15 protein-coding genes are annotated in these 13,625 nt (G+C 45.6%); 12 read left to right on the top strand and 3 right to left on the bottom strand.

Going from position 1 to position 13,625, the window contains the following annotated elements; genetic code table 11:
• The first annotated feature begins 20 nt into the window (after positions 1–20).
• Entirely contained in the window at positions 21–1,502 is a 1,482-nt protein-coding gene (locus H3H32_RS15335; RefSeq protein WP_182463530.1) for an FGGY family carbohydrate kinase, read from the top strand.
• Between the two features lie 33 nt (positions 1,503–1,535).
• Positions 1,536–1,634 (top strand): hypothetical protein, encoded by a 99-nt coding sequence (locus tag H3H32_RS38255; RefSeq protein ID WP_374191840.1) that lies wholly within the window; start codon positions 1,536–1,538, stop codon positions 1,632–1,634.
• A gap of 79 nt (positions 1,635–1,713) precedes the next feature.
• Here H3H32_RS38255 and H3H32_RS15330 read toward each other — a convergent pair whose 3' ends face one another.
• Positions 1,714–2,067, bottom strand: a complete 354-nt coding sequence (locus tag H3H32_RS15330) for a hypothetical protein (RefSeq protein ID WP_182463529.1) — start codon at positions 2,065–2,067, stop codon at positions 1,714–1,716.
• 61 nt (positions 2,068–2,128) lie between these two features.
• Here H3H32_RS15330 and H3H32_RS15325 point away from each other — a divergent pair, with 61 nt between their 5' ends.
• The 4 genes from H3H32_RS15325 to H3H32_RS15310 all read left to right on the top strand — a co-directional run bounded on the left by H3H32_RS15325 (position 2,129) and on the right by H3H32_RS15310 (position 4,434).
• Positions 2,129–2,590, top strand: coding sequence for an OsmC family protein (locus H3H32_RS15325; protein ID WP_182463528.1), 462 nt, complete (start codon positions 2,129–2,131; stop codon positions 2,588–2,590).
• Between the two features lie 179 nt (positions 2,591–2,769).
• Entirely contained in the window at positions 2,770–2,925 is a 156-nt protein-coding gene (locus H3H32_RS15320; protein WP_182463527.1) for a hypothetical protein, read from the top strand.
• A 111-nt stretch (positions 2,926–3,036) separates the two neighbouring features.
• A complete protein-coding gene (locus H3H32_RS15315) occupies positions 3,037–3,831 on the top strand; it encodes a thymidylate synthase (protein WP_182463526.1) in 795 nt (264 codons plus the stop codon).
• Positions 3,832–3,867: 36 nt separating this feature from the next.
• Positions 3,868–4,434, top strand: a complete 567-nt coding sequence (locus tag H3H32_RS15310; RefSeq protein ID WP_182463525.1) for a pentapeptide repeat-containing protein — start codon at positions 3,868–3,870, stop codon at positions 4,432–4,434.
• Positions 4,435–4,536: 102 nt separating this feature from the next.
• Here H3H32_RS15310 and H3H32_RS15305 read toward each other — a convergent pair whose 3' ends face one another.
• Positions 4,537–5,733 (bottom strand): FAD-dependent monooxygenase, encoded by a 1,197-nt coding sequence (locus H3H32_RS15305; protein WP_182463524.1) that lies wholly within the window; start codon positions 5,731–5,733, stop codon positions 4,537–4,539.
• Between the two features lie 8 nt (positions 5,734–5,741).
• Positions 5,742–6,047 (bottom strand): 2TM domain-containing protein, encoded by a 306-nt coding sequence (locus H3H32_RS15300; RefSeq protein ID WP_240543786.1) that lies wholly within the window; start codon positions 6,045–6,047, stop codon positions 5,742–5,744.
• A 133-nt stretch (positions 6,048–6,180) separates the two neighbouring features.
• On the opposite strand from H3H32_RS15300, the gene H3H32_RS15295 reads away from it, so the two are divergent.
• The 6 genes from H3H32_RS15295 (at position 6,181) to H3H32_RS15275 (ending at position 13,615) form a co-directional block, all read left to right on the top strand.
• Positions 6,181–7,884: a helix-hairpin-helix domain-containing protein gene (locus tag H3H32_RS15295; RefSeq protein WP_182463523.1), complete on the top strand. Its 1,704-nt coding sequence runs from the start codon at positions 6,181–6,183 to the stop codon at positions 7,882–7,884.
• 110 nt (positions 7,885–7,994) lie between these two features.
• Positions 7,995–9,266, top strand: coding sequence for an AAA family ATPase (locus H3H32_RS15290; protein WP_182463522.1), 1,272 nt, complete (start codon positions 7,995–7,997; stop codon positions 9,264–9,266).
• On the top strand, positions 9,266–10,012 hold the full coding sequence (locus tag H3H32_RS15285; protein ID WP_182463521.1) for an RloB family protein: 747 nt from the start codon (positions 9,266–9,268) through the stop codon (positions 10,010–10,012). The genes H3H32_RS15290 and H3H32_RS15285 overlap by 1 nt, the downstream gene beginning before the upstream one ends.
• A gap of 144 nt (positions 10,013–10,156) precedes the next feature.
• Positions 10,157–10,873 carry a carboxypeptidase-like regulatory domain-containing protein gene (locus tag H3H32_RS37525; RefSeq protein WP_240543785.1) on the top strand — a complete coding sequence of 239 codons (717 nt, stop codon included), beginning with the start codon at positions 10,157–10,159 and terminating at the stop codon, positions 10,871–10,873.
• Positions 10,854–12,563, top strand: a complete 1,710-nt coding sequence (locus H3H32_RS15280; protein WP_240543784.1) for a TonB-dependent receptor plug domain-containing protein — start codon at positions 10,854–10,856, stop codon at positions 12,561–12,563. The genes H3H32_RS37525 and H3H32_RS15280 overlap by 20 nt, the downstream gene beginning before the upstream one ends.
• On the top strand, positions 12,563–13,615 hold the full coding sequence (locus H3H32_RS15275) for a DUF4249 domain-containing protein (RefSeq protein ID WP_182463520.1): 1,053 nt from the start codon (positions 12,563–12,565) through the stop codon (positions 13,613–13,615). The genes H3H32_RS15280 and H3H32_RS15275 overlap by 1 nt, the downstream gene beginning before the upstream one ends.
• The last annotated feature ends 10 nt before the right edge of the window (positions 13,616–13,625 follow it).

Below are 13,625 nucleotides of genomic sequence, written 5' to 3'. Positions count from 1 at the left end.
CAAAAATTGACATTAAAAAAATGACCAATTCCTACATTCTTGCCATCGACCAGGGCACTAGCAGCACCAAAACGCTTCTGTTTGATGCCGAAGGGCGTGTTGTTGCGCGTGCTTCGGAACCACTGAAAACCAATTACTTCGGCGATGGCTACGTTGAACAAGTTCCAGACGAAATTTTTCGAAATGTGCTCACGTCTGTCGGCAAGTGCATTGGCACATTTGCCGCTGAAGGCGGTGATCTAAAGGCGATTAATGCCTGTGGGATTTCGAATCAGCGCGAGACATTTATCGTTTGGGACGAGTCGGGCGAGCCGTTGCATAATGCGGTTGTCTGGCAGTGTAAACGATCTATTGGCGTTTGCGAGCGACTAAAAGCCGAAGGATTGGAAGAGACGATTCAGGCGAAAACCGGGCTGTTCATTGATCCTTATTTTTCAGGAAGCAAACTGATCTGGCTCAACGAAAACGATGAGAAAGTTCGGCAGGCTATCGATGCTGGGAAAGCGTATTTTGGAACCGTAGATACCTGGCTGCTTTATAAACTAACCAACGGTAAGTGCTACCTGACCGATTATACCAACGCATCCCGGACCCTGTTTTTTAACCTGAAAACACTAAGCTGGGATCAGGAATTGCTAGCTACGTTTGGTTTGTCGAAGCTGAATCTGCCAGAACCGAAACCATCTTCGGCATACTTTGGTGAATCGAATTTCAATGGTTTATTCGACCATAGTATCCCAATCACCAGCCTCATTGGCGACTCCCATGCGGCTGCGTTTGGCGAAGGTTGTTTCTCGCCGGGTACCGCCAAAGCGACGTTAGGTACAGGGTGTTCGATTATCATGAACATCGGTGAAGCCGTAACGACCTCGAACCACGGTATGGTGACTACCATTTGCTGGAGTACCGAAGAGCGCGTCGATTATGCGTTAGAAGGCGTCATTGTCACTTGTGGAGCGACTATCGAATGGTTGAAAAACACGCTGGAATTGTTCGCCGAAAGTCGCGAAACGGAAACGATGGCAACGGCGGTGACCGATAATGGTGGCGTTTATATTATCCCGGCATTCAGCGGCTTAGGCGCTCCGCACTGGCAAATGTCTCGTAAAGCATCTATTTCAGGGTTGACGTTCGGATCGACTAAAAATCACATCGTCCGGGCAGCGTTAGAGTCCATTCCGTACCAGATTAAGGATGTTATTGTGGCGATGGAGCAGGATACCGGCATTTCGCTGGAAGAACTCATGGTGAACGGCGGTATCAGTGCCAATAAGTTTGTGCTTCAGTTCTTAGCCGACTTGCTGGGTAAATCGGTCGTTAATAAAGGTATGCCGGATGTGTCTGCGCAAGGTGCTGCTTATTTGGCTGGTCTGAAAGCGGGTATTTATAAAGATCTGGCTTATTTAAGCTCCATTAATTTGACTAAAGAAGAGGTTAATCCCGGTGCAGGGCAGGAAAAAGTAGCTATCGATTATGCCGGTTGGCAAGCGGTGATCAACTAAGTGAGTGCTGGGTAGTTCAGCCCCCAGGATGCTATCGCCGGAAAAACAATCCACCTGATTCTTGAAGTAACCGATTCAGGAACACCACAACTGACTCGTTATCAGCGTGTGATTGCGAAAGTGGCTGACTAGTGTAATAATGGATAATGAGCAATGAATAATGACGGGCAATAAATCATTGTCAATTATTCATTGCTCATTATCCATTTATTTAGAATAACCCCTGCCCCAAAAGGTGCTCTAAAGTGATTGGCTCGTTGTGAAGAATAAAGAAGTAAACCAGGCCTGCTAAAACCAAATAGCTGAATGCCAGCCATTTCTTCTTTTGGGCGAACTCGGCAGGGTGATGATAGTAATCGTAAATCATGGAAGCCGATAAACCCATCACCATCAGAAAGAACGAGAACACCCCAAAATCTGTTCGATAAATGCGCACCGATTGCATAAACTGCGCACCCGATACGATGTAGAGCAACCAGGCTCCAAAGCCAGCCCGGTAGAGATACACGCTTAACCGCCGGTCGTTTTTGAGGTCGAAGAGGTCGTCGGTGAATTTTTCGGACATGATTTTATTTACTTTGAGATGGTGAAAATAAACACTTCACCTGATAAACGCAAAAAAGACAATGATTGATTCACAACCAGTTGATGCCATTCAGGAATACACTACCATGCAAGTTGAGCTCGTTCGTGTCGACGACGCTTTTCATTTTGAAGCTTTAGGTAAATCGGGTGTGGCGCAACACATCGATGCCGCTACGGATATTGGTGGTCATAATGCCGGAGCACGACCAATGGAAATGATGTTGATGGGTCTGGCTGGTTGTTCAGCCATCGATGTTATCCTGATTTTGAAAAAACAGAAACAGGTCATCGAAGACTTCCGTCTGAAAGTGGATGGGTTACGCGAAAAAGATGCCATTCCAGCTCCGTTCAAGAAAATTCATATTACTTACTTGCTAAAAGGTGAGTTAAATCCTGAGAAAGTAAAACGGGCCATCGACCTGTCGATGGATAAATACTGCTCAGCAACTGCCCAACTGCGCCCTTCGACAGAGATAACGTATTCATTTGAAATTGAGGCTTAAACACAGAGTTAACGGAGGTTAACACGGAGAGCACAGATATATTTCTTTTAATGACAATTCTTCCGTGTTCTCCGTGTTAACCTCCGTTAACTCTGTGTTTAAAAACGAATGGCGTGGTTTTTGCATAAATTTCGTCGGAACGCGTTAATGCGTTAAGAACCTTAATAACAGCATTTACCATGAAAAAAGCCTTACTTGGTCTGGCCCTGCTGACCACCCTAACTACTGTTTCATTTGCTGGCGAAGTCAGTAAAGAGAAGAAAGTAAAAAAAGCCAAGTCGGCATCCTGCGAAAAAGGTAGTCATGCCTGCTGTATGAAAAAAGCCAAGGCGTAAGTCGCTGACTGAAACTTAATTCCATGACCAACCCCGCTCTTTTCACAGAGGGCGGGGTTATTTATTTGCTCTAAAGTTTGCCTGACGACGCTCGACTTCCGATTTTTGTTCATGCAACAATATCACGACCTGCTTCGCCATATTCTTCAGAAAGGCACTCGCAAAACAGACCGCACCGGCACCGGAACCATCAGCGTTTTTGGCTACCAGATGCGTTTCAATCTGCAAGACGGCTTCCCGTTATTGACCACCAAGAAAGTTCACACCAAGTCCATTATTCACGAATTACTGTGGTTCATCAAAGGCGATACAAACATCAAATACCTGAAAGACAATGGCGTGTCGATCTGGGATGAGTGGGCTGACGAAAACGGCGATTTAGGTCCCGTTTATGGCAAACAATGGCGTAGCTGGGCAGCTCCCAATGGACAAGTGATCGATCAATTGCAGGACGTATTGAAGCAGTTGAAAAACTCACCTGATTCGCGTCGAATGATTATTTCGGCCTGGAATCCGGCCGATGTGCCAAACATGGCGTTGCCTCCCTGCCATCTTCTTATGCAGTTTTACGTGGCTGATGGGAAGCTATCCTGCCAGCTTTACCAACGTAGCGCTGACGTATTTCTGGGCGTGCCTTTCAATATTGCCAGTTACGCGTTGTTCACCATGATGATTGCGCAGGAGTGCGGCTACACTGCTCACGAGTTTATCTGGACAGGTGGAGATACGCACTTGTACCTGAACCACCTGGAGCAGGTTGAAACGCAGCTCGCCCGCGAACCACGCCCATTATCCACCATGCGTCTGAATCCGGATGTAAAATCGGTGTTTGATTTTACCTATGCAGATTTCACGCTCGAAAACTACGATCCTTATCCGGCTATCAAAGCGCCTGTGGCGGTTTAGGAAGGTTCATAATTGAGCGGTTTTTGACAAATAAGAATGGAGTATTATAAACAGGTATTTACTCAACTCGAGGACTTGCCGGAGCAATGGACGAATCATGAATTTGAACACTGTACATTCAAAAAACTGGATTTGTCCCGCATCGAGTTTGCCAACTCGAATTTTATTAATTGCCGTTTCGAGGAATGCAATTTAACGAGAGTTGGGTTGGGAAATGTAAAACTCTTCGACGTCAATTTTTTCAATTGCAAGCTGGCGTATGTTGATTTCGGGCAATGCAATGCTTTCGGATTTCATGCCAATTTTCAGGAGTGCCAGCTGGATAACACAGCTTTCCTGAATCGTAAACTGAAGAAAGCTAAGTTTATCGACTGTTCAATCCGGGAAGCTCACTTTATACGTTGTGAACTAACTGGAACCATCTTTAAAAGCTGCGATCTGGAATTTGCCAGATTTGAAGGGAATGATTTGGCCCAGGTTGATTTTTCGAGTTCCTATAATTTAGAACTAAATCCAGACGAAAATAAGCTGAAAAAAGCCAAGTTCTCGTTACAAAATTTGCCCGGTTTGTTGACCAAATATGATCTGGTTATTAAGGGCTAATCCTATTTTTTGTCATTCCGACGCCAGGAGGAATCTTGAATTATCCTTATTTGAGAGTAAGGAAACCTTGAGATTCCTCCTATCGTCGGAATGACAAAGAAATCAAACTACTTTCTCCTCCCAGTCAACTTTATACGAGTAGACCCAGGCCATTTTTTTTGCTTCCATCTTGACGAAGAAGGGCAATAGTAAGTCCCTGAAAAACTGCTGGAATTTATTGGGCACGGTTTTATTGTCACCAACTTTTCGAGCCTCTTTAACCATCTTTTGTACGCGACGTTGCCGTAATGTCTGGAATTTAGCAAATGCTTCCTCCAGGGTGGGCAAATCCCGGATGCATTTGGCTAAAACGATTGTGTCCTCCAGCGCTAGTGATGCTCCCTGCCCGATATGCGGTGCTGTGGCATGGGCCGAATCGCCAATCAGGCAAACACGGCCCTTGTGCCATTTTTCTAAAAACGGAATGTCATAAATCGGATAAATTTCTACTTTCTGGGCCGATTTAATAATGTCGGTAATGGGGGCTGGGTCGTGTTTATGCAGGTTCAGTAACGTGTTCTTGAGTTGATCCAGCTCTAGCTTGCTTAGCTCATTTTTTGCTGGTTCTTTTTCCTGCGAGATATTATTGAACCACCAGACGTCGCCCAGATTAGAAACCGCATAGGCGAAAAACGCCTTCTCCCCAAACGTCATTCGGATTGAGCCATATAAATCTTCTACATTCGGCAGCTTCGTAAAACCGCCCGTCGAGAGCAAACCGGTATACGATAATTTTGGTCCGTTCGGGAATATTGATTTGCGGGTTGCTGAATGAATACCATCGCAACCGATGATAAAATCGGCAGTGGCGCTTGTGCCATCTTCGAAAAAAGCAGTCGCTGATGGTTCATTCTGTTGAATTGATATCAGTTTCTTACCTAATTCTATGTTAATTCCATTGGCTGTGGCAACTTCTCGAATTGTTTTATTCAGCACTCCTCGTTTTAGTTGTACCGTTTCGGCACCGTATAATTCTTTTTGATTTACATTATCGATTTCCCCAATGTTCTTATTCTTCGCATTGAAGAATGTCATTTTTCCGGGTGTAAAATCGGTGAGAATAGATTTAAGCGGAATAAATTGTTTCAGGATGTTTAAGCCATTGGGCGTAAGCCCTAAAAAAGCCCCAGCATCATCTCTATGCTGCGTTTGAGCTTCATAAATAGTGGCTTCAATTCCGATTTGTTTGAGAAACAGCGCCATCATAGGGCCAGAAATTCCACACCCAATCAGGATTGCTTTTTTCGTGTTGATTGTCATCGATTTTCCTAGCGCTGCTGGTTCACTAACTTCTGATATTCTTCCTCAATCATTGAGCGTTCATTGCTGTGATAGACGCCCAAATAATGAGAAGCTAGGCCAATGCCCCAACCAATCATGGGGAAGAAAGGCCAGGGGAAAATAGAGCCGTAGTGCCCCGACGAACGGAATGCAAAATTGGTAAAGACCCAGATGAGCCACAGGCCAGCATTGATGATTAGATACGTGCGGAGATGAATCCGAAAGCCGACACGGGCTTTGGCTTTTTTCCAGAGGTAATTATCGCGCTCAGGCATTGTTGTCATCGATTCCATGATCTTGAGTTTAAGTTGGTTTGACTGTCAGTGAATTAGCTCGCTGGCGAAGTAAAGGTAGACTCGCGTTGGCGTCAAATCCCCCGAAAATCTGACCGATTGCCTAACTTGCGGAGTAAATGACCGTTTTCTCATGACTAATTCCGAAATCGTTGACCTGCTCGAACTAACGGCCCGGTTAATGGAACTCCACGACCGCGATCAATTTAAGACTCGTACCTTCCAGACAGCCGCGTTTAACCTGGATAAATCAACTGCCGATCTGGCTAACTTGCCTGTAGACGAGTTAGTTAAGCTGCAAGGCGTTGGTAAATCCATTGCTCAGAAAATCCGCGAGATTGCTGAAACAGGCCGCCTGACTGAACTTGATGAGTTAATGGCCGAAACACCGTCGGGCGTGCTGGATATGTTTCGTATCAAAGGGCTGGGTGTCAAGAAAGTACGTACATTATGGCGTGAGCTGGGTATCGACAACCTGCGTGATTTGCAGCTAGCGGGAGAGAACGGTCAGATTGCGAAGATCAAAGGCTTTGGGGCTAGCACGCAGGAGAAAATTCTGGCTGCTCTGGAGTTTTTGCAGGAGCAACAGGGCAAAGTGCGTATGGATAAAGCGGCCATGATCGCCAATATGTTACATGATGAACTGATAAAACACTTTGAGCGAGTTGAAGTCAGTGGGCAGGTTCGTTTGAAAGCACAGGAAGTCGATACGATACAATTACTCGTCCAAACCAGCGATCCTGTATCGGCCATGCTGACGTTGAGCAATTTGCCCAATCTGGTTCAAAATGAACGAGAATCGTCGCCGTTTGTGTGGCGTGGGCAACTCAATGGATTCGATGTGCAGGTGGAAATTCTGTTTTATTCTGCCAGCCAGATCGACCAGCAATTGTTTATTCATAGCGCTGCCGAGCCTCACTTGAAACAGGCTGGACCTACAGGCGTATCGCTTTTGCAGGCAGCTTACACAACGACAGATACCGTCGAAACCGCGATTTATGAACGGGCAGGCTTGCCCTACATCGTTCCTGAAATGCGCGAAGATGACTTCGCCTTTCGCTGGGCAAGTCGCCACCATAACGACGAGCTCGTAACCTGGGAAGACCTTCGCGGAACGCTCCATAACCACAGTACGTGGTCGGATGGGAAGCAATCGGTGGCGGGTATGGCGGCTTACTGCCGCGAATTGGGTTTAACGTATTTCGGTATTGCCGACCACTCCAAAACGGCTTCCTACGCGGGCGGGCTGGATGCGGAACGGGTACAACAGCAACAACTTGAAATTGATGAACTTAACAAAGGTTTTGGCGATGACTTCCGTATTTTCAAGGGCATTGAGTCAGATATCTTAAGCGACGGTTCCTTAGATTACGATGATGCTACACTAGCCACCTTCGATTATGTCGTGGCGTCTGTCCACCAAACCCTAACGATGTCGCTCGAAAAAGCAACCACACGCTTGCTTAAGGCCATCGAAAACCCATACACAACGATTCTTGGCCACCCAACCGGCCGATTGTTACTAGCTCGAGAAGGTTACCCCATCGATCACCGGGCCATCATCGACGCCTGTGCTGAACACAACGTCGTGATCGAAATCAACGCCAGCCCGTACCGTCTCGATATCGACTGGCGCTGGATCGAGTATGCCATGCAGCAGGGCGTCATGCTCAGTATTAACCCCGACGCGCACGATTTGGCTGGTTTGCTGGATATGCACTATGGCGTGGCCGTTGGCCGAAAAGGGGGCTTAACCAAAGCCATGACCTTTAATGCACTGACCTTACCAGAAATGAACGACTACCTGCAACAGCGACGGGAGAAAATTCGGGGATAATAATTGAAGATTCTTGGAGTACTTGTTAGAAAGATATATAAAATGACTAAAATTTGAGATTTTTTCTCAAATTTTAGTCATTTTTGAATTGTAATAATCTTTACCTCCTTATGCTTATTGAATTCAGTGTTGGCAATTTTCTTTCGATCAAAGACCGACAGACTTTGCGGTTAGACGCAGCGTCAATCAGCGAACACCGCGATCAGTTGATTGATGCAGGGCGTTATAAGTTATTGCGAAGTGCGGTCATATACGGGGCTAATGCAAGTGGGAAGTCGAATGTGTTGAAGGCAATGGAGACTATGAGCCTGATTGTAACAACTTCATCTAGACATTCTTCAACAGATTCTATTGAGGTTGAGCCATTTCGACTTAGTACAGAAACGGAAGGGAAGCCTAGCTACTTTGAGGTGTTATTTTTACTTGGTGGCATTCGATATCGTTACGGCTTTGAGGTTGATCGAAAAGTAGTGCAATCAGAATGGTTGTTCATGGCTCGGAAAGAACAGGAAAAAACACTTTTTCTACGAGAAAAGAATGAAATTAACGTATTTAAAGATTTTAAAGAAGGTAAAGGATTAGAAGAGAGAACACGTGATAATGCATTATTTCTGGCTATATGTGACCAATTCAATGGAGAATTAGCTAAGCGAATTCTGGAGTGGTTTAGCCAGCTTGTATCTATTTCTGGTATATCTCATGAAAGACTTCGGAGATTTACTATGAGAAATATAGAAAAAAATGATCAATCTAATTTATTGAAATTTATCAATAGGGTTGACTTAGGAATTAATAATATAAGCTTCGGGCAAGAATCTTTTCCAATTGACGATCTAACCGGATTTACCGATGAATTTAAAAGACTTTTGGTGGATGGTTTAAAAGATGGGAAGTTAACAACTATTGAAACACATCACCAAAAATTTGATGCAGAGAAAAAATTAATAGGCTACGAATTTTTTGATTTAGATAAAAATGAGTCGTCTGGCACAAATAAATTATTCGATTTGTCGGGGTCAATTTTCGATACATTGGAAGATAGTGGCGTCTTAATAGTTGACGAACTTGATGCCAAGTTACACCCCCTAATGACTCAAGCGATTATTCGTCTATTCAACCAACCTGAATTAAATCCGAATAATGCACAATTGATTTTTGCAACTCATGATACGAATCTTCTCTCAGGCAAGCTATTCAGACGCGATCAGATTTATTTCACTGAAAAAGACCAATATGGAGCAACAAGTCTCTATTCATTAGTTGAATATCAGGAAGAAGATGGCACAAAAGTCCGTAAAGACCGTTCGTTTGAGGAGGACTATATTCGGGGACGCTACGGAGCTATTCCATTCATTGGTGATCTATCGAAACTAGCATCCTGATGGCCAGAAAAGCGATTAAAGTTGATAGTAAGCGATTTGCTCGTCAAGAAACTTCCCGAAAACAGGATATCCAAGCCAAACGTAAGTACTATTTGATCGTTTGTGAAGGGACTGAAACTGAGCCGAATTACTTCAATGGGCTTAAAAAGAGTTTGCGGCCAGGGATGATTGAGATGGTAGACCTTCATGCGGAAGGGACTGGTCATGATCCACTTACTGTTGTCAATGACGCTTTAGAAATTCGTAAGCGTCAAGAAGAGTTTTCGGGGAGAGTGTTTGATGAAGTCTGGGCAGTATTTGATAGAGATGACTTTCCTGCACAACGGTTTAATAATGCAATTTCTAAAGGGCGTGATGTCGGCGTTCACTGTGCTTGGACCAATGAAGCTTTTGAACTGTGGTTCCTCCTTCATTTTCAATTCGTCCAGCATGGTATGTCTCGTGGCCAGTATAAAGCCAAGCTTGAGAAAGAGTTAGCTCAAAAAATGGGACTTCCTTTTGCTTATAATAAAAATAGCCGGGAAATGTATGACCTGCTCATTAAGCACGGAAATCAAGAACAAGCAATTTTGTGGGCTGAGAGGTTGGAGGCAGTATTTGCTGGACAAACTGATTACTCCAATCACAACCCGTGTACAAAAGTGCATACTCTAATAGCAAAACTGCTCTACCCCGGTAAGAAGGAAGATGAAAGTATGAACGACTACCTGCAACAGCGACGGGAGAACGTGCGTAAGAGAGCATAAGTTAGGTTAGCTAAGGAATATTAATTATTGGTTAATGACAATAGAAATAGGGTAAATCAAGTAGATTACCCCTTTTATAGGATTAACCTATCTATCGTTAGTAATATTCCTGCTGGCTAATCCGCGCTTTCTAAACCTGGTTCTATGCGTTTTTTACGTTTACTGTTACTGTCGTTTTGTCTGATCAATGGGGCAGTTGCCCAGCAACGAGTAAATCCTAACGGACCTACGTTTTCGGCGACGGGCTATGTCAAGGATGTGAAAACGGGTAAGCCTATTCAGGGAGTGAACATCGTAGTACTGAACGTATCCAAAGGCTACGTAACGGCAAAGGATGGGTTCTATACGGTGCAGCTTCCGCCAGGGAATTACATTCTGCGGTTTTCACACGTAGGCTATAGGTCTAAGCAGGACACGATTTCGCTGCAAAAAACGCTCTTCCGTGAAATCACGATGGAAGATGATTCGAAAGACCTGGAAGAGGTTGTCGTGACGAGTGAAGCACCGGATCGCAACGTGCGTAAAATTGAAATCGGTGTTTCCCAATTAACCATAAAAAGCATCCGGCGCATCCCGCCGTTGATGGGCGAGGTGGATATCGTGCGCAGCCTTCTGCTATTGCCCGGTGTAACAACGGTAGGCGAGGGGGCACCCGGCTATAACGTTCGAGGGGGCAGTGCGGATCAGAATTTGATTCTTTTTGATGATGCCCCTGTTTTCAATTCCAGCCATTTGATGGGTTTTTTCTCGGTGTTCAATCCCGATGTTGTGAGCAACGTAACCCTGAATCGGGGGGGGCGTTGCGGCTGCGTATGGAGGTCGAGCGTCATCGGTGCTGGATGTGAAAATCAAAGAGCCTGATGCGGAGAAATGGGGTATCAACGGAGGAATTGGCATTATCTCAAGCCGGTTGGCGGTTGAAGGGCCACTGATCAAAAACAAACTGTCATTCCTGGCGGCTGGCCGGGCTTCGTTCAATGATTTTCTGTTCAAGATAGCTCCGCCGAACCTGAGAGGAACAAAGGCCAACTTCTATGATGTGACGACGAAACTTAAGTATCAGCCAGATGAGAAAAACACGATTACCCTGACAGGTTATATCAGTAAAGATATTTTCAAGCTGGCGTCTGATTCGCTCTCGGGGCAGGAGATCAATGCGTCGTCGACCCAGTTCAACTATCAGACGTCGAATGCCGTATTGCGCTGGAATTACTTCATGAATAAGCAAGTCAATCTGGCGACGGCGGTTATTTTGAGTCGATATCGGGCCAATTTATCATCGCCCGATTCATCGAATGCGTTCCAACTTGAGTCGGGCGTGTGGCACAAACAGATCAAATCCGATCTGACATTTACACCCAACGAGACGCATCAGTGGCAGGTGGGCCTTAGCGCTATCGATTATTTAATTCAACCCAACACCCGGACGCCTGGTCCCTATTCCAACGTACTGCCGGTAGATCTTGACCGTGAACGAGCCTACGAACTGGCAGCTTACATTCAGGACGAGTGGAAAATCAATACAAACGTAGCCTTAGTAGCCGGTTTGCGCTATTCGGCATTATTGAGTCGAGGGCCTGCCACAGTACGAACGTATCAGGAAAACGGGCCTCGTCAAGATGAAACCGTCACATCGACTCAAACGTATGGAGCTGGCAAAATTTACCATTCTACGGGCGGGCTGGAGCCTCGACTGGCAATCCGCTGGTCGGTAGGCGAGGGGAAAGCGATTAAAGCAGGCTATAGCCGATTGCGTCAATATATTCAGCAAGTGACGAATACAACGGCCGCTTTGCCGACTTCTCGCTGGCATTTGAGTGATCAGTACACAAAACCGGTCATTGCCGATCAGTGGTCGTTAGGTTATTTCCGAAATACGTCAGACAATGCCATTGAAGTATCGGGCGAAGTATATTATAAAACCCTGACGAATGCGATTGACTATCGCGACGGTGCTGAGTTGCAACTAGCCCAGGCAGTAGAAACTCAGATTGTACAGGGAAAGGGGCAAGCTTACGGATTTGAAGGATTGCTACGAAAAAATAAAGGTCGCTGGACAGGTTTTATGAGCTACACCTTTGCCCGCACATTCCTGACTATGGACAGCCCCTACACCAGCGAACGAGTAAACAATGGCAATCCATATCCGGCGAATTACGACAAGCCGCATACACTGAACGTACTGGCTACGCACCGACCAACAGCCTGGTTTAGCATGTCGCTCAATTTTACGTATAGCACAGGCCGCCCAACCACGCAACCCGCAGCCATTGCCCGTGTGGCCGGGGTACTGGTTCCGATCTATGTCGACCGAAATCAACAGCGGGTTCCTGATTATCACCGGCTCGATTTTTCGATGACGTTTGAGCAAAATCCGCTCAAGAAAAAGAAAAACCAGAGCAGTTGGGTCTTTTCCGTTTACAATGTGTACGCTCACAAAAACGCGTATTCGATCTTCTATAAACTGAGTCCTGCCTCTGCTACCGATGCGTATAAGCTGTCAATTTTCGGAACAGCTTTTCCATCGTTGACCTATAATTTTAAATTCTGATGTGGTCGCGCGGCTACGTATACGCACCGTTCTTACTGGTTTTGGTACTGGTTATTTCGTGTGTGACCGAGTATCAGCCAGACAGTATCAGTATACCGCCCGCTTTGGTTGTAGAAGGATTGATTACCGATCAACCGGGGCCCTATTTTGTGAAATTGACGCGCACCGCCGACTACTCGTACAAGAGCTTAAACCTGCTCGAAACCGGGGCAACGGTAATTATTTCGGATGATCTGGGGAATAAGGAAACTCTTATAGAACAATCGCCGGGCGGAAACTATAGGACATCGAGTATACAGGGCGTGGCGGGTAGAACCTATAAACTGACGATTAAAACCCAAAATGGCGAACAATATGAGTCAGAGACAGAACAGATAAAAGCATCGCCACCGATTGGTCGATTGTATTACGAATATCGGTATCAATCGGGAGCGTCAGATAACGGACAAGCCAATGGATGGGATGTCTACGTTGACAGTAAAGACCCCGAAACGCCCGGCGATTTCTACCGCTGGGAATGGGCTCATTACGAGTTTACAAATGTTTGTAAGCTGGTGTATGTGACAAACCATTATGAAGGAATTCCCTGTTGCTCCGACTGTTGGGATATTACCCGTTGTTACATCAACTGCATCAATATTATGTCTGATGTGAACATCAACGGAAATTCAATCAGTCGACAGTTTATTACGCGTGTACCTTATACTTCCGGCGAAAAATATTACCTGGAAGTAACCCAGCAGCGGTTGAGTAAGGGTATTTATGAGTTCTTTAAAGCAGCGAGACAGCAAGTGACGAATACGGGTGGTTTGTTTGATGCAGCACCAGGAAGTATAGTGGGAAATATTCATTCGGTTTCTGGTTCAGGAGCCGCTGCCTACGGGTATTTTGGGGCTGTGGGAGAGTCGGTTAGCCACGTGCTGGTAGATCGGAGTAATGCCATTGGCCGGCCAGTTTACACGAACCCGGTTTATACAATAGCATCGCTATCAGCTTGTATTGTTTGTGAGAATAGCCAGTACCGGACTCCTGTGAAGCCGCGTTGGTGGTAGGGTTCATTCT

The organism is Spirosoma foliorum (genome assembly GCF_014117325.1).
GTDB lineage: Bacteria > Bacteroidota > Bacteroidia > Cytophagales > Spirosomataceae > Spirosoma > Spirosoma foliorum.
Note: the sequence above shows the minus strand (reverse complement) of the source record. Positions and strands in the feature narration are given on the sequence as shown.